Genomic DNA, 16,708 nt, shown 5'->3' with positions numbered 1-16,708 from the left:
GAAGGTTAGACTTCTCTGTGTTCACATCCTGATATTGCAAGAATAAAGAGATACGTCTTTAGGGCGGTTTCTTTCAGAGGATTAACTTTATTGACTACAAGAGCAGGGAATAATAAGGAGGAGCAACCGCTATGTCAGCAGCCAATGTGCAGAAATTATGTGAATCGACGAGAGATAAACTTAAAGTGGTAATCGACAAAATGGAAGTATTTCTAAATGAGCATGCATTGCCTCAGCTTGTAGTTGAGGGAGATGAGGAAACCGTACAATTTTACCAAGGTTTTCTGTCCGATCTTCGTCACCTATTAGTGTTCTCGGAAATGTCATATGAGAAATTAGGCGTTGCGCTGCGTCGTGCGACATTCGATGAATCTTTTGCACAGAAAGCGCTTTATAATGTATATCACTATGGCGTGAACAACTTCTTTTATCCGAAAAATGAAAGCTATTCTGAAGATGGCCGTTACGCTTATACTGGTCAGGATGCAATCCGTTTCCGCAAAAAGCCAGTACGTCCCGCACGTGATATCATCCTAGAAATCACCAAAACGTATGAAGATCTTCGCGATGATCTCATTTATTATGAGAACGACTATTTGACTGAGAAACGTATGCAAAATCAGGTTTAACTTCTAAATAGTGATCTAAAGGGATCAGCACTTTGTCATTTTGTAATGACGATGAGCTGGTCCTTTTTTGCGTGGATTAAAAGCCCTGTCTCGATACATCAACTGGAAACCACTCTGTCGAATAGCGGGTAAATGGAGCGGACATAATGAAGCCGAGGTGATAATTATGTCGAGTGAAAAACCACTAGTAAAATGTAGCGTGAGCAATTGTCATTATTGGGGCGAGCATAATTTATGCCGGGCTGAAGAAATTGTCATCGAGATCGATAAGCACGTAGGCAATGGTTATAAGGAAGAATATGCTGAAGAAATGACAAATGAAGGTCACCGCGATCATGCCAGTACATCATCTGCAACATGTTGTCTGACGTTTAAGCCGAACGCTTAGGAGGCCGCCAGAATGGACACAGAAAAGGATAATGAATCAAGCTCATCACGGGAACAATCCGGTCCGAGAAAAGTCATTCTTCGTCCGCGGAGAGTGGACTATCCTCGGCGGGACAGAGAGCATCGCGAAGAATACGCTGCTGAGGTAAATCCGGTTCCAATGCAGGTTCGGGATGCCCCGCGGATAGTGGAAGAACGCAAGGACAGTGAAGCGGAATATAGTGGAAGCCGGGTAATGGGGTATGTTGGACTGGGGATGGGGATCGCCTCATTGTTCATCTGGTCTTTTATTCTCGGACCCATCGCTGCCGTAGTTGGTTATTATTCCTATGTCAAAGAGCAAAAAACGCTTGGGGCATGGGCGATGGGCTTAGGGATTGTTGCGACACTAAGTTACTTCGTGATGATTCCCTTTGCGCGCTAAAAAGAACTGAATGGCTTTGATCTAAACAGGCTTTTAGACCTAAATATCAGGGTCTGAAGTCTGTTTTTTCATTCCAACATATAGCAATAATCTCAGATAAAATGTAAGATTAAGCCGTAATTCATCGAAATTTCAACGCGAAACCTTATATATGATTCGAGTAGGACAAAAAAGGAGTGCGCCAGCATGCAGATCAATCCCGCTGTAACCGACGGGTTAGGGCAGCTTAAATGGATCAACCTTAAGGCTACAACCGAAAAAACTAGCTCCGCGAATGGAAATGAACGGTCAACGGGAGTTTCAGCTTCTGGATTTGCGACAATGCTTCAGGCAATGTCAACGAGTAGTGAAAGTTCAAGCTATTTGACTTCTCTCCCGGATGCAACTTCAGTCAGCAGCTTGTTATGGCAGCAGATAGGTGGGACAACAGAAACCTTCAATAACATAATTTCCGGGGAAATAACGGGTTCCACACCTACGAGCTATGATGATCTCATCCAGAAGGCGAGTGCTAAATATGGCGTGCCGATTGATCTGATCAAAGCAGTGATTGATACTGAATCTTCGTTTAATCCTAATGTGGTCTCTTCGGCAGGGGCTAAAGGTTTAATGCAGCTTATGGATGGGACCGCGAGCGGCTTAGGGGTTACTGATTCGTTCGATCCGGCGCAAAACATTGATGGCGGCGTACGTTATTTATCTTATCAACTGAAACGCTTTGGCGGAGAGGAAAAGATGGCACTTGCAGCGTACAACGCAGGGCCGGGACGGGTAACAGATCTGGGAGTAACCAATGATCAGGAATTATTGGAGAAACTTAGCCTGCTTCCAAAAGAGACACAATCTTATATCTTTAAAATAGAACGCGCTCGCGCTCAATACGCGGTATAATAAAAAGGATCAAACGGGAAACACCGTTTGATCCTTTTTCGATAATAAGTTCACTCAACGAAGTAAAGGAGACATTTGACATATGCTTTACTGGGATTATGCCGCCGCTACACCGCCCTATGAAGAAGTGGTGCAGACGATGGAACAAATTATGAAGCTGCATTATGCGAACCCTTCCTCTTTGCACCGTGCGGGCAGTGAAGCGGGTAAGCTGATCAGACGGTCGCGTGAAGTATGCGCTGCTGCTTTATCTGTACAACCGCAGGAGATTCTATTTACTTCTGGTGCAACGGAAAGCAATAATTTGGCGATAAAAGGCGCTGCTCTGCAATATCAGACTAGAGGTCGTCATTTGGTAACTACAGAAATAGAGCATCCCTCTGTATATGAGAGTTTCCTGCAATTGCAGCGAATGGGCTGGGAGGTTACTTTTGTAGCACCCGATAGCACTGGCGTTGTTGATCCTGAGCGCGTAGCTGCTGCTGTCCGGCGCGACACAGTGCTTGTTAGTGTGATGCATGTCAATAACGAGATTGGAACGATACAACCGCTTAAAGAGATGGGGAAGCTGATTAAAGCTGTGAATCCGCGAACCTTATTTCATGTAGATGGTGTTCAGGGATATGGTAAACTTGCAGTTGACTTAAAGGAATGGCAGGTGGATCTTTATAGCCTGTCTCCTCATAAGCTTCGAGGCCCACGTGGAGTGGGATTACTGTATATCAAAGAGGGAATTAAGCTATTCCCATTGCTTACAGGGGGCTCTCATGAAGAAGGACAACGCGCTGGAACTGAAAATGTACCTGCGATTGTCGCATCCTCCAAAGCTATCCGCATGAGTGGTGAGCAGCGCGAAACCTTCGTTGCCCAGTTGGTTCCACTCCGAGATCGATTATTACGCTTCTTGCGCACCGTTCCTGAATTTGTTATAAACAGCAGAGAGGATGGAGCTCCCCATATTGTGCATTTCTCTTACCCTGGCATGAAGGGAGAGGTATTCGCCCGCAAGCTAGAGGAACTGGGGATGGCTGTCTCCACCCGTTCGGCCTGCTCCTCACGTCTGGCTGAGCCTAGTCGTGTATTATTGTCTATGGGTAAAGATGTCTCCAGTGCTTCAGGTGGGATTCGTATTAGCCTTGGCGACAGTCATACAGATGAGGATGTCGCTGCGCTTGAGCAAGCATTAACCACTGCGGTACAAGCTTTAAAGATTGCTGAAGGAGGAATGAAGTAACAAATGAGCATGATGAACAAGGAATCTGCAGAAGGCAGAGCCCATAGTATAGAATACGCTGATATGCTGCTCCTGCGTTTTGGAGAGTTTACTTTAAAGGGCAAAAATCGTACCCGATTTGAAAAAACCGTACTGCGTCATGTGAAGGAATTGATTAAGCCTTATCCAAACGTAGTTCTGAGCAAGGAATTCGGAAGAATTTACGTGGAATTGAACGGGGAATCTGCGATTGAATTGGTACAAGCACTGAAGAATGTATTTGGCATTGCTTCAGTTAGTCCAGTGAAGGTTTCTAAGTCAGAGCTTGAGGATATTGTAGCGGTCAGCCGTCAATTTTTGGAGATAATCGCGCCTGCTCCGGGCACCAGATTTAAGGTTAATGCTCGGCGGGTATGGAAAGAGTTCCCTTACGGCTCCATTGAGATGAATAAACGGATCGCGACACCACTATTGCAAGGATATCCTGGCCTCACCGTAGACGTTAAATCGCCTGAATTAGAGCTGAGGGTCGAAATTCGTCAGGGACATACTTATATTTTCTGTGAAAATATTGCCGGTGTAGGTGGATTTCCATTAGGCACTAACGGAAAAGCGATGTTATTGCTGTCCGGTGGCATTGATAGTCCCGTAGCAGGCTGGTCATCCATGCGGCGCGGACTTGAAGTGGAGTGCGTGCACTTCTACAGTTATCCTTATACAAGCGAGCTTGCTAGACAAAAAGTTGTGGATCTTGCGCGGGTATTGTCACGTTATGCGGGTGTAATCAAGCTGCATCTGGTACCCTTTACTGAAGTGCAGACTTCCTTTACCGGCATCGGCCAGGATAATCTGATTATTACACTGATGCGGCGGGCAATGCTGAGAATTACTACCCAGCTTGCTGAGCGGGAAGGTGCATTGGCGATTGTAACCGGGGATAGTCTGGGACAAGTCGCTAGCCAGACCTTGCCAAGCATGAACGTGATTGGCCGTGCGACAACCCTCCCCCTTTTGCGTCCGCTGGTAATGATGGACAAAAGTGATATCGTGGACCTGTCGAAGAACATCGGTACCTATGATTTGTCCATCCTTCCTTATGAGGATTGCTGTACTTTATTTGTTCCAAAATCACCTACAACAAATCCGAATTTACGGATTGTGGATAAGATAGAGGCTACGCTTCCGGGATATTCTGAACTTCTGGAAGCGGCGATTGAAGCCACAGAGACCGTGTTAATCACTCCCTATGGAGATGAGAAGCCTAGTGATGTTGTAAGTGTCGAGGCTGGTTTACAGGAAGAATGGTTCTAAAGTAATAAACCAAAAAACTGCCTTGAAGCGTAGTGAAATCTACGTTCTGAGGCAGTTTTTTTGTGGTTTAGACGAATGTGCCCTCCTGAGGCTCTTCTGGTTTTGATTGGCGTTTCCAATGTCCCGCTGCCAAGATACCTATAATGATCACGATTATAAACAGATATTTGAGCAGCGGATGATGATTAAAAAATGGCGCAAGCTGATGTTCATCCGTAATCATACTTGAAGCAGTAAAACCTAAGACAGCAGAACCAATATAAATGATCCATGGATATTTGTTGATTAATTTAATAAAAAGGGTACTTCCCCACACAACGATGGGAACACTGATCAGCAGTCCTATGATAACCAGTGAGATATTATGCTTGGCAGCTCCGGCAATGGCGATCACATTATCAAGGCCCATGGCAGCATCAGCTAAAATGATTGTCCCTACAGCGGACCACAAGCTTTGACCTGCCTTGATATCTGTTGAAGTGTTCTCACTGGTTAACAGCTTATAGGCAATCAGAATGAGTAAAATCCCTCCGGCAAGCAGTAACCAGGGGATTTTCAACAGCCATACGACCAGAATCGTTGCGAAGATCCGCAACACTACAGCACCTGCTGTTCCAAATACGATAGCCTTCTTTTGCGTGTCTGACGGTAAATTACGCGCCGCAAGACCGATCACAATGGCATTATCTCCCGCCAAAATAAGATCTAGAAAAATAATGTTGAGCAGCGATAATATAAACTCCCATATGGATGTATTCAAAGCGAAGTCACTCCCAAGTTTGTTAGATTGAGCTTCAAAATATGCTTAGTTTTGTATACGCAAAAAAAGGCGCCAACATGCGTTCACGCTCAAAAAAAGTTGGACAGGAAGCATAGCTTGTCATTTCCGAACATACAAGTAGTTACATGTGACTCGGGGAGGTAAGTGCGAATGGATTCATTATTGCTCCTTGGTGAAATATTGATGATTAATCTGGTGCTGAGCGGAGATAATGCAATGGTTATCGCAATGGCCAGCAAGGATCTTTCGGCGAAGCACCGAAAGACTGCAGTATGGTGGGGCTCAGCAGGCGCAGTTGTTCTGCGGTGTTTGCTTACTTTTGTTGCGGTATTGCTATTAAAAATCCCTTATATTCAGGCTGGAGGGGGAATGCTGCTGCTATGGATAGCGTTCAAGCTGCTTTTGGAGGAAGAGGAGGATCTCAGAGTAAGGGAATCATCCTCAGTCTGGAAAGCAATCCGAACGATTCTTGTAGCAGACTTCATTATGAGCCTGGATAATGTACTAGCCATTGCAGGAGTAGCTAAAGGAGATTTGGCTTTAATTGTCATCGGGATTGCTCTTAGCATTCCGATAGTAGTGTGGGGAAGCGGCATTATTGTAGGCTGGCTGCACCGGTTTCCAGTGCTCGTATTTATCGGTGCTTATATATTGGCGTTTACAGCAGGGGATATGTTGCTTCAGGATGCAAAATTAGGGACGATGCTCTCCTTTTTGTTCCCTTCCTCACATTCCTATTTGCCCATTGCCTTAGGAATATTAGTTGTCGTTACGGGAGCAATAAAACGCAGAAAAACATCTGCAGGTTAATAAATTGCAATAAAAGGCAATACTAAACGGACATCTCCATAAATTGGAATTGTCCGTTTTTTTGCGTGATCAGAAGCGCTTATAGACACTGATTAATCACAGGGAGTGATGGCATTTTGTGTATGTTTCGGATAATATATGAGTAAGAATCCTGTCGCTTTCAGGCTATAAGGTGACGAGGAAATGAGGTAGACGTGAAATTGAAGGGATGGGTGAAGGATGTCTTCAAAGAAAGATATACAGCTAGGAATTTTTATTGTTGCTGCTGGCATCGTGATTTTATTAGGTAAGCTGGGCGTCTTCGGATTTTTGGGGCGCGCGCTTTGGCCTCTAGTGATTTTAATTCCAGGAATAGTACTACACATGTTATTTTTCAGCCGTCGTGCGTCGGCCTCGGTATTGGTTCCTGCCGGGATATTAACGGTGTATGGTTTGTTGTTTGGCCTCTGCAATATTTGGGGATGGGGGCTTATGAGAAACTTATGGCCTGTGCTGTTGCTTGGTCTTGCCGTGGGCTTGTATGAATACTCCATCTATGAACCTAGACGGACGGGTGGCCTGTCAGCAATTGCTGTAACATTAGGCTTACTAAGCCTTGCGCTTTGTATTTTCAGCCTTATGGGCACCGGCGCGATATACCTGATCGGGATTGTATTAATAGCTGTAGGGATTTGGCTGATTACCGGTCGAGGCAGAGCACGTGGCCGGAATAGATGGTATCGAAGCTAATTGCTGTAGGATCTTGTGAAAAAAAACGGAAATTGGTAACTGTTTTTTCATAAAAAGACTTGCTTTTCATGGTACTTTCACTATAATATTAATGTTATGTTGAAGCGTCGGCTTTCTGCCTGGCGCTTCTTTTGTGAGACTGCCGTGACATGCTATGAATTTTAACAGTTTTAATTTGATAAATGAGAGGATTTGGATACAAATCATGCATTCAAGAAAAGATATTCGCAACATTGCGATCATTGCCCACGTTGACCATGGCAAAACAACACTCGTCGATCAGCTCCTTCAACAATCGGGGATCTTCAGCGCCCATGAGCACTTGCAAGAACGTGCTATGGACTCTAATGATATCGAACGGGAACGTGGAATTACAATCCTAGCTAAAAATACAGCAATTACTTATAAAGAGTTTTTGATCAACATTGTGGATACACCTGGACATGCTGACTTTGGTGGCGAAGTAGAACGGATCATGAAAATGGTTGACGGTGTATTGCTGGTTGTTGATGCTTATGAAGGCTGCATGCCGCAAACGAAATTCGTTCTGCGTAAAGCATTGGAACAAAAACTTACACCGATCGTTGTCGTGAACAAGATTGACCGTCCAGCTGCTCGTCCTAAGGAAGTTATTGATGAAGTGCTCGATTTGTTCATCGAACTTGAAGCAAATGACGAACAATTGGAATTCCCTGTTGTTTATGCATCTGCTCTTAATGGTACATCAAGCATGGTTCCTGAGAAACAAGATGAAACGATGCTTTCGCTCTACGAAACCATTGTTGAACATATTCCAGCTCCAACCGAAAGTGTTGAAGAACCGCTTCAATTCCTCGTAACGTTGATGGATTATAACGAATACTTGGGTCGTATTGCGATTGGACGTGTTAACCGCGGTGTGATCAAACAAGGTCAATCTGTAACAGTTATTATGCGTGATGGTAAGAGCAAAACTGCACGTATCGAGAAATTGTTCGGCTTCCAAGGTTTGAAACGTATTGAAACAGAGCAAGCGGGCGCAGGGGATATCGTTGCTATTGCAGGGATCAAGGACATCAACATTGGTGAGACCATTGCTGATCCTGCAAACCCTGAAGCACTTCCGGTTCTGAAGATTGACGAACCAACCATGCAAATGACATTCCTAGTGAATAACAGTCCTTTTGCTGGTAAAGAAGGTAAATGGGTAACTTCCCGTAAACTACGTGAGCGTCTATTTAAAGAACTTGAAACAGACGTGAGTTTGCGTGTGGAAGAAACTGATAGTCCTGATGCATTTATCGTTTCTGGACGCGGTGAGCTTCACCTTGGTATTCTGATCGAGAATATGCGTCGTGAAGGTTATGAAATGCAAGTTTCTAAACCACAAGTAATCATTAAAGAAATCGACGGTGTCAAAATGGAGCCGCTTGAGCGTCTAATGATTGATATTCCAGAAGAGAGCATGGGTTCTGTTATGGAGAGTCTGGGTACTCGTAAAGCCGAAATGGTCAATATGATTAACAACGGTACGGGTCAAGTACGTCTGGAGTTCCTGATTCCTGCACGTGGATTGATTGGTTACAACACTTACTTCTTGACTTTGACACGCGGTTACGGCGTTATGAACCATGCTTTTGACAGCTACGCTCCACTGGTTGCTGGTCAAGTTGGCGGACGTCATCAAGGTGTGCTTGTAGCAAGTGAGACTGGATCAACAACTCAATATGGAATCGTGGGTGTTGAGGATCGTGGTATTCTCTTCTTGGATGCAGGTACAGAAATTTATGAAGGTATGATCGTAGGCGAGCATACCCGTGATAACGATATTATCGTTAACATCTGTAAGGAAAAAGCACTTACCAACATGCGTACCTCAGGCAAAGATGATACTGTAAAAATGAAGACACCACGCACCTTCTCTTTGGAAGGCGCACTTGAATATTTGAACGATGATGAATATTGTGAAATTACACCTAAATCCATTCGTTTGCGTAAAAAGATTCTGAACAAAGGCGAACGCGAACGTGTAGAGAAACAACGTAAAACAGCACAAGCCAACGCGTAAACACATGCTTATGAATAAGACCGCCGGATTATTGCATCCGGCGGCTTTTTTTAATATAAGAAACAAAAAATTCCCCTACTGATGATATAATGTAAACGTATCTTAAATTTGGGAGGAGTGCGGTTATCTATGCAGGTGTGGTTCGCTGAGCATCCAATCGTCGCTTATATTGTTATCTTTATATTGCTTACTTTTGTTTATAATCAAGTCTTTCGTGTGAATCAAAAGTTATCGATTGGCAAGGAAATCATGCTCTACATAATGATGGCGATTGGCTCTGGCATGCTCCTCATTTTCCAACATGATAAGCTTCCGATTATCCAGTGTCTGTTGGTTGCTGTCGGATTAATGCTGATGGTACGGATACGTTATATAGTAGAAGCTCGACAGAAGAGAAAGGCTGCGGCAGCAGCGAAGAGATCGTAATCGCAACTTTTGTACCTTAAGGATCGTCTAATTAATGTAGCAATTCTAATTCTAAATGAAATGAAAAGGACTTTATTCTATTATGAGTACAAGAAACAGCGGTTTACCTCCAAGAGCAAACGGGCAACAACCTACTAATAGAAAACAGCCTGTGAAGGGTGCTTCTAAGAAAAAAACGAAAAAGAAAGTGAAAAAGAGAGGTTTTTTTGGCAGATTAGTTAGAGTATTGTTAACTTTGCTAATTATTGCGATCCTCGGCGTGCTGGGTTATGGCGGTTATCTGTATTGGAAGCTTGAGCATGGCGTATTTAATGCAGGGGTTGAGGGTACGGTTGCTCCAGGGCATTCCGCTTCAGAAAAACCACTGACAATGCTTATACTGGGAACGGATAACAGACCTAAACACGAGTCTTATTTGACTGACGTAATCATGGTTGCAGCGCTTAATCCTAAGACTAAATCAGCGACTATTGTTTCGCTTCCTCGTGATACCTACGTGGAGCTAAGTGGCTATAAGAAGACGAAAATTAATGAATTTTATGCTCGCTTCAAGGGTAAGGAGAAATCCTCTGGTCTACTGGCTGAAGATGAGATGAAGACGATGATGGGTAAGTATTTGGATATTGATGTAGATTATACAACGATTCTTGATTTTCAGGGCTTCCGTGATGTAGTGGACGAGCTTGGGGGAGTCGAAGTAAATATTAGTGAAAATATGTGTTATACAGACACTGTGGATGGCACGAATATCAATCTGAAAAAGGGTCCGGCAGAGCTGGATGGAAAAAATGCACTGGACTATGTGCGGTATCGTAAATCCAATTGCAAGCCTAAGACCAACGCATCAGATGATTTTGATCGCAACAAACGCCAGAACGAAGTTCTGAACAGTCTGGTGGATCAGATGCAATCGCTTGGTGGCGTATTAAAAATCGGCAAGGTGCTTGATGCAGTGGACAGTAACATGAGGACAGATATCGAAAATTCGCAAATCAAAGATATGATTGCGACGTATTGGAAAATTTCCAAAGAGAATATCGAATTCAAGCCGGTTACTGGAACGTGGCGAAGTCCATATGTATATATTAATGATGAGGAGTTTGAGGCCGCTAAGAAAAGCTTGCAGGATCGAATTGCAGGAATTTCCACTGGAGCTGATTCGACAGCTGCTGAGACGCCTTGAGGACCTTAATATCTTCCATAGCTAAAATTGAATGCAAGTTTCAGCCTGTGCTATAATATAATAAATCGAATGAATTAACGTCGCATAGGGGGCCAGTACTTATGTCCGAAGCCGTTGCTCAGCTGAATGAAACTTTGCTATCGATGCTGCAATCGGAAACCTTTGTTCTTCTAAACACAGTTGATGCGGAGACAGGCGGTCCTACATCCACAGCTATTTCGTGGCTTTATGCTGTTAGTCCTAGTACTGTGCGTTTGGCTATTGATCATCGTTCAAGACTTGTGAATAATATGAAGGTTAATCCATTAATAACTATAACTGTGTTTGGTGAAGGAACTGTATATGCCATTAACGGTAGTGCTGCTGTAAGGCAGGACCCGCTAGAAGATGTTCCTTTTAAGATGTGCTGTTTTGATGTTGAAATTCAAGCGGTCCGCAACGCGCTTTTTTACGGCGCGCAGCTTGACTCCGCCCCAAGATATGCGAAAGTTTATGATGGACGTGCCGCTGAGAAGTTGGACGGACAAGTATTTGCTGCCATGAAAAAAGCCTAGTGAAAATATCACTGGGCTTTTTTTGAACTCAAAGAACATCTTTTGTTCTTAATCTCTACTGTGCATTTTTTTGCGGCTTGGTATCCTCTGGCAGCTGTGGCATGATTCGTCCGATAATATCGGCCAGCTCGGATGAGAATCCGGATATCGGATGTCCCTTGGAGATATGGCGGCTCATTTCCGCTAATCTGCTGGAGAGATCCATATCCGCAGTGACAAGCGCCCGTACACTTCTTGGGTCTTTGCGGATGGCTTCCGCTACAGAATATTTGATGCTTCCTACACGTGAACGGCCCAGAGAACCTTCTACATCAAGACCAACTATGGCAACTTTGTTCATGACTACACAGTGTGCGCCATTTACACCGGGAACTCTTTTGGCCAACTGTTCAAAATGATCCTTAAGTGCAATTTCACTTTCTCCATTAACATTGACGGCTTGACCAGCTTTTGAGGTGGCTTTAGGATTAGTCGCACCATCATTGGACAATTGCCGAACCTCATGGTTCCCCGTACCCTTTACAGCATTCGCAGATTGTTTATTCTGAGGAGAGGGTGATGTCTTTTTATTAGCGATACCGCAGCTTGTCAGTAGCAGCAGTACCAGCAACAGACATATTGATTTTCTCATATGTGATTACTCCTTTCAGCCAAAGAATCGTTTCTGTACCATATCTTTTCCCTTGGCGGAAAGAGTTATGTATGATCAATCAAACCAGGCGCTGTGGAGGGGATAATATGAACAAGATATTTGTGCTAGATACCAACGTGCTTTTGCACGACCCCAATTCAATTTTCTCTTTCAAGGAGCATGAGGTGGTTATTCCGGCTGTTGTGCTGGAAGAAATCGACTCCAAGAAGCGCAATGCTGACGAAATCGGTCGGAATGCCCGTACGGTATCCCGATTGCTTGATGGACTCCGGGAACTAGGTCATTTGCATAGTGGTGTGGAACTGGAGCATGGAGGCAAGCTGAAGGTAGAACTTAACCATCGCAGTTTTGTGAAGGTACAGGAAATGTTTGGTGAGGTGTCTAACGACAATCGGATTTTGGCTGTTGCTCTCAATTATTTGAATGAAGAGAATGAGAAGCCCGATCCGCGTCCCGTTGTGCTTGTGAGCAAGGATGTACTGGTTCGTATTAAAGCGGATGTACTGGGAATTACGCCAGAGGATTATTTGTCAGATCGTACTGGAGACTTAAATGAACTATACACTGGTTACCAATCTCTGCAGGTTCATCCCGCATTGATTGATGAATATTACAGTCACCGCTCTCTGACGGTAAAACAGCTTGCGTTGTCGTATCCGTTGTACCCTCATGAATTTGTGATTCTCAAGGATGAGATTGGCACTGGCAAATCAGCTCTTCTCAAAGTGAATAGTGATGCCACACGTCTGGAGCCACTCTATCTGGGCAATGATTCGGTTTGGGGGATTAGCGCCCGTAATGCTCAACAACGAATGGCACTGGAGCTGCTGCTAAATGATGAAATCCCACTCGTAACGATCACGGGTAAGGCTGGGACAGGGAAGACGTTATTGGCGCTTGCAGCCGGACTATTCAAAGTGGAGGATGAACATAAATACAAAAAATTGCTTATCGCCCGTCCGGTCGTTCCTATGGGTAAAGACATTGGGTATTTGCCCGGTGAGAAGGATGAGAAGCTTAGACCCTGGATGCAGCCTATTTATGATAATCTGGAATTCCTGTTCGATACCAAAAAAGCTGGCGATATCGATAAAATCTTAATGGGGTTAGGAAGTATACAGGTAGAAGCCTTAACCTATATTCGCGGCCGTTCAATCCCATCGCAGTTCATTATTATTGATGAGGCGCAGAACCTTTCCCGCCATGAGGTGAAGACCATTGTCTCCAGAGCGGGAGAAGGAAGTAAAGTCATTCTAATGGGCGATCCAGAGCAAATCGATCATCCATATCTGGATGCTGCGAGCAACGGACTGAGCTATATCGTCGAGAAGTTTAAACAGCAAGGGATTAGCGGACATATTACTTTGGAAAAAGGTGAGCGTTCCCGCTTGGCGCAATTGGCCGCGGATCTACTCTAACGGTTCATCAATCCTATTTTCAGCCGGGAGAAGCAAACACTCCCGGCTTTTTCCTGCCCGCCCGGAAACGGCAGAGGAATTTAAAGTTGGTTGTGGTGATTAGAGCCATGGAAAGAAAGTCTGGAACTGTAGAAGCGAAGCGTTCGCCTTTATCCTCGGATTTTAACCGCATGATGCGGTAATTAAATCAGGAAATCTGAGGATAACAGCGATCGGAAGTCCAAAGCTTTCTTGTAATGGCGGTCAGATCACCTTCCTATTTTTAATGCCTCTGGCGTATCACCCATATAATAGAAAGAGAACGGTTTCACAAACTAAAGACAAGCACCGGAGGGTTTGGTAAAATAGGGGAGACCAATCAAAAGGGAAGGTGGGAAATCGTGCTGAAACGCAAAAATTATTGGCTGCTTTTTGCAATTTTACTACTATCGCTGACAAGCCTGTCGCCCAGTATGGAATTGAGTACCAGTAACGATCCACGTCCTATGAAAAGACCACAAAGTCAGTCGACCCATCCCTCTTCCGGAGATGAGGGAACTATAGATAGCTTACACATAAGAGTATCTTTAAATAGCGAAGAATTTAGTGAACTGGAGCTCCTTAGCAATAGTTATACCTTAGAAAGTGGAGTAAAGGTTATTTTAAGCAATGTGGATATGGAGGATGCCGATGAGGTATTGAAGCATGATTTAACGATCGGGGACAGCCCGGATATAGTCATGGCAGATGGACGAAGCATTCTGGACTGGGCCACACGTGGATATTTATTGCCGATGGATGTGTATCAGAGCGTTCCGGGGAGTGCACCGTTAACACAGTTGATCCCCTGGATGCAGTGGAATGGATATAATTGGGGAGTCCCGTTAGATATAGATCCTTACGTGCTTGTTTATTCCCCACAACGGCTGGCGGAGCTGGGTTTTAATGCATTACCCAAAAGCCTCGAAGAGTGGAATATCCTGCTTCAGAATGTGCTAAAAGAGCAAGGGAAATATTTACTTGCGATGGATACCCGCAATCCTTATGGATTGTCAGCGGTAATGGAGAGCATGAATAGCAGCTTGTTAGCAGATAACCAAAATGTGTTGAATTGGATTCAGAATGCCCGCAGTTATTTTTATCTCACCAGCCGCTACAATAAAGATGTCTGGGATATGCTACAAGGAGGTAGTGTCGCCGTTGCTTCATTACCGTTATCCGAGTGGCAGAAGCATGGAAATTCATCCCTTGCTGCTGTACCGGCCCTGACTGCTAATAATGGGGGTGGGTTTGAATCCTGTTACAGTCGATCTTTTGCCCTTCCAGCTCAATCTCAAAGTCCAAAGGAAGCTGTGAATTGGCTGACCTTTATCACCTCAGAGGATGCTCAGCTGGATTGGTTGGAGAATACGGGGAGCTTGCCGGCGCTTGATGTTCTTTATCGTTCGGAGCATGCTTTTAAATACAAGCTTCCCTTCGATGTTGAGCTATTGCTGACAGAAGAAACCGCCCCGGAGGATGAGTCACAGGGCGGCTGGAGTAAGGTTGTTGAAGCTGTATCGTTACTATTAACGGGGCAGATAGATGCGGAAGGCTACAAAGAATTTCTAAAAGAAGGCCTAAAATGAAATGGAAAGCTTAACATGCAAGACGCCCTCTTGGCTATCTACTGCCGTGGCACGAAGGAAAGATACTATTTTGCCTGGATAAAAGCCTAAGTCAAATTCTTCTTCCAACGTTTTTCTTGTTGTGTCAGGCAATTCAAGACCGTTAAATACAATATGATCGACTTGGAATATAAGGCCGTTGATCGGTTCTTCCTGAATGGTATAGTGACCGGTCAGTGAAAGGGCTAGCGCTCCGCTTTTTCCAGTGGCAGTAATCGATCCGTCATTGAAATGAAAGGCGAAGTCTTTAAACAGCGAATTCTGCGATTGCAAAAATTCATTCAGGTCCTCTTCCTTCAGGTTTAGCTCATAAGTCATTCCCTTTCGAGTCAGTACACCCTCTCGATTCTGAACAAATTGTGGTAGTTTATTCATTGCGGAGGATAACGCCTTGAAATAGGTTTTTACCTCGTGCAGGCCGATATTCTCCCAATATAATGTGAATTCTTTAAGTAGAGTACTCATATTTTCAGGATCGCTGCTATTTTTAATCCCACCCTCAATTTCCTTGTTGAGCGCGTTTACCCGAACTTGCTGTTCCTCCAGAGCCGTGCGCAATCGGGCGAGCTCTTCCGAGTTTCGCTTCGCAGTCTGAAGGGTATCCTTCAAATCCTTATATTGTTCTTCATATTGTGAGAGAATATCGCGGTCATTTCCAATAATAATCTCATAATAATCGAACAGAGCCAGGAATCTGCTGATACTTTTTGCTGAAAAAAACGCGGCCAGAAGATTATCTCTATCCCCCATATAATAAGAACGCACAACTGCACCTGCCCGTTCCTGTTGGTCCGCAATGGCTGTTTTTTTCTGGGTAGCTTGTCTGTTCAGGCTTTCTACCTTTTGTTCAAGCGCTTTTTGTTCGGCTGTAATCTTGATGATTTCACGTTCGATTTCTGCAGAAGACAAGGTCTGTTCAAGTAGTTTACGGGTTTCTTCATTATCTGGTATAGCAGAGTTGAAAAAATCACCGCTAGGGTCGGCAGACAAGTAATTCACAGGTTGTAACGGAAACAAAGTACAGCAGAAGAGAATTAGTATGGTTGCAATCATGCGGCTTTGTAAATTGCGGGAGCGCACCACACCACCACCTTTTTTTGAAATGATATATGTATGTACTAATAATATGTTTAACCCTTCTAAAATAGCATACAAACAAAAAAACGGAAGTGATCCTTATAAGATAAGGACCTCATCCGCTCCAAAAGAGTACTGCAATTTATAGTGGAAGACCCATTTGAAAGATCGTCCAATAACTAAATCCGGTGAAAGTCAGAATCATGTATGCCCAGAAGAGAAGAACATAAGTTTTTTCAGTAAATTTCATATAGCCAAGTATTACGAAAAATGCAGTTTGCAAAAAGAAAAGCAAGGCCATTTCTGTTAGACCTCCGGCGAAAGCCATCAATCCAATAGCTAATGTGAAAAAACCTAATACCCGAAACATGCGGTCCAAGAGAGAGTCCCCCTTCCAGTATGTATCTCACGAATATTCCTTCGATTTATTATACCCTCAACATAATTATGTGTAAACGAATTCATTGAAAAAAATGCACTAATCTTCAAAAAATGTGATTTTTATAATTGACCTGAGTGATTAGTGCTTT

General features: G+C 44.0%; 18 protein-coding genes. 14 read left to right on the top strand and 4 right to left on the bottom strand.

Annotated features, from left to right (window positions below; all coding sequences use genetic code 11):
* The first annotated feature begins 131 nt into the window (after positions 1-131).
* The 6 genes from NSQ55_RS23110 (at position 132) to thiI (ending at position 4,855) form a co-directional block, all read left to right on the top strand.
* Positions 132-629: a YpuI family protein gene (locus tag NSQ55_RS23110; RefSeq protein WP_036683764.1), complete on the top strand. Its 498-nt coding sequence runs from the start codon at positions 132-134 to the stop codon at positions 627-629.
* 166 nt (positions 630-795) lie between these two features.
* On the top strand, positions 796-1,017 hold the full coding sequence (locus NSQ55_RS23105; RefSeq protein ID WP_036683762.1) for a DUF1540 domain-containing protein: 222 nt from the start codon (positions 796-798) through the stop codon (positions 1,015-1,017).
* Between the two features lie 12 nt (positions 1,018-1,029).
* Positions 1,030-1,440 carry a hypothetical protein gene (locus tag NSQ55_RS23100; protein WP_038572882.1) on the top strand — a complete coding sequence of 137 codons (411 nt, stop codon included), beginning with the start codon at positions 1,030-1,032 and terminating at the stop codon, positions 1,438-1,440.
* A 186-nt stretch (positions 1,441-1,626) separates the two neighbouring features.
* Positions 1,627-2,331, top strand: a complete 705-nt coding sequence (locus NSQ55_RS23095; protein ID WP_038572880.1) for a lytic transglycosylase domain-containing protein — start codon at positions 1,627-1,629, stop codon at positions 2,329-2,331.
* Positions 2,332-2,413: 82 nt separating this feature from the next.
* Entirely contained in the window at positions 2,414-3,565 is a 1,152-nt protein-coding gene (locus tag NSQ55_RS23090; RefSeq protein WP_076185255.1) for a cysteine desulfurase family protein, read from the top strand.
* Between the two features lie 9 nt (positions 3,566-3,574).
* A complete protein-coding gene (gene thiI / locus NSQ55_RS23085; protein ID WP_248549392.1) occupies positions 3,575-4,855 on the top strand; it encodes a tRNA uracil 4-sulfurtransferase ThiI in 1,281 nt (426 codons plus the stop codon).
* A gap of 67 nt (positions 4,856-4,922) precedes the next feature.
* On the opposite strand, the gene NSQ55_RS23080 is transcribed toward thiI, so the two are convergent.
* The gene (locus NSQ55_RS23080; protein WP_076217854.1) at positions 4,923-5,615 is read right to left on the bottom strand and encodes a TerC family protein; all 693 of its coding nucleotides are present in this window, start codon (positions 5,613-5,615) and stop codon (positions 4,923-4,925) included.
* A 171-nt stretch (positions 5,616-5,786) separates the two neighbouring features.
* Between NSQ55_RS23080 and NSQ55_RS23075 the strand changes: the two genes are divergently transcribed.
* The 6 genes from NSQ55_RS23075 to NSQ55_RS23050 all read left to right on the top strand — a co-directional run bounded on the left by NSQ55_RS23075 (position 5,787) and on the right by NSQ55_RS23050 (position 11,385).
* Positions 5,787-6,446 (top strand): TerC family protein, encoded by a 660-nt coding sequence (locus NSQ55_RS23075; RefSeq protein ID WP_076136549.1) that lies wholly within the window; start codon positions 5,787-5,789, stop codon positions 6,444-6,446.
* 219 nt (positions 6,447-6,665) lie between these two features.
* Positions 6,666-7,175, top strand: coding sequence for a hypothetical protein (locus tag NSQ55_RS23070; protein ID WP_076129027.1), 510 nt, complete (start codon positions 6,666-6,668; stop codon positions 7,173-7,175).
* A 205-nt stretch (positions 7,176-7,380) separates the two neighbouring features.
* A complete protein-coding gene (gene typA, locus NSQ55_RS23065) occupies positions 7,381-9,222 on the top strand; it encodes a translational GTPase TypA (protein ID WP_076129029.1) in 1,842 nt (613 codons plus the stop codon).
* A gap of 129 nt (positions 9,223-9,351) precedes the next feature.
* A complete protein-coding gene (locus NSQ55_RS23060) occupies positions 9,352-9,648 on the top strand; it encodes a YlaH-like family protein (protein ID WP_036683721.1) in 297 nt (98 codons plus the stop codon).
* A gap of 82 nt (positions 9,649-9,730) precedes the next feature.
* On the top strand, positions 9,731-10,831 hold the full coding sequence (locus tag NSQ55_RS23055) for an LCP family protein (RefSeq protein WP_339169315.1): 1,101 nt from the start codon (positions 9,731-9,733) through the stop codon (positions 10,829-10,831).
* A 101-nt stretch (positions 10,832-10,932) separates the two neighbouring features.
* Positions 10,933-11,385 carry a pyridoxamine 5'-phosphate oxidase family protein gene (locus NSQ55_RS23050; RefSeq protein WP_076129033.1) on the top strand — a complete coding sequence of 151 codons (453 nt, stop codon included), beginning with the start codon at positions 10,933-10,935 and terminating at the stop codon, positions 11,383-11,385.
* A gap of 55 nt (positions 11,386-11,440) precedes the next feature.
* On the opposite strand, the gene NSQ55_RS23045 is transcribed toward NSQ55_RS23050, so the two are convergent.
* The gene (locus tag NSQ55_RS23045) at positions 11,441-12,016 is read right to left on the bottom strand and encodes a YhcN/YlaJ family sporulation lipoprotein (RefSeq protein WP_076129034.1); all 576 of its coding nucleotides are present in this window, start codon (positions 12,014-12,016) and stop codon (positions 11,441-11,443) included.
* 107 nt (positions 12,017-12,123) lie between these two features.
* Here NSQ55_RS23045 and NSQ55_RS23040 point away from each other — a divergent pair, with 107 nt between their 5' ends.
* Both NSQ55_RS23040 and NSQ55_RS23035 read left to right on the top strand, forming a co-directional pair.
* Positions 12,124-13,455 (top strand): PhoH family protein, encoded by a 1,332-nt coding sequence (locus tag NSQ55_RS23040; protein ID WP_036683710.1) that lies wholly within the window; start codon positions 12,124-12,126, stop codon positions 13,453-13,455.
* Between the two features lie 380 nt (positions 13,456-13,835).
* Positions 13,836-15,062, top strand: a complete 1,227-nt coding sequence (locus tag NSQ55_RS23035) for an extracellular solute-binding protein (protein WP_339169313.1) — start codon at positions 13,836-13,838, stop codon at positions 15,060-15,062.
* Here NSQ55_RS23035 and NSQ55_RS23030 read toward each other — a convergent pair.
* Both NSQ55_RS23030 and NSQ55_RS23025 read right to left on the bottom strand, forming a co-directional pair.
* Positions 15,054-16,181, bottom strand: coding sequence for a hypothetical protein (locus tag NSQ55_RS23030; protein ID WP_339169311.1), 1,128 nt, complete (start codon positions 16,179-16,181; stop codon positions 15,054-15,056). The two genes, NSQ55_RS23035 and NSQ55_RS23030, sit on opposite strands and share 9 nt — an antisense overlap.
* Positions 16,182-16,320: 139 nt before the next feature.
* On the bottom strand, positions 16,321-16,557 hold the full coding sequence (locus NSQ55_RS23025) for a DUF2626 family protein (RefSeq protein WP_036683705.1): 237 nt from the start codon (positions 16,555-16,557) through the stop codon (positions 16,321-16,323).
* Between the last annotated feature and the right edge of the window lie 151 nt (positions 16,558-16,708).

Origin of the sequence: Paenibacillus sp. FSL H7-0943 (assembly GCF_037963265.1) — a bacterium.
GTDB classification, from domain to species: domain Bacteria; phylum Bacillota; class Bacilli; order Paenibacillales; family Paenibacillaceae; genus Paenibacillus_AQ; species Paenibacillus_AQ odorifer.
Note: the sequence above shows the minus strand (reverse complement) of the source record. Positions and strands in the feature narration are given on the sequence as shown.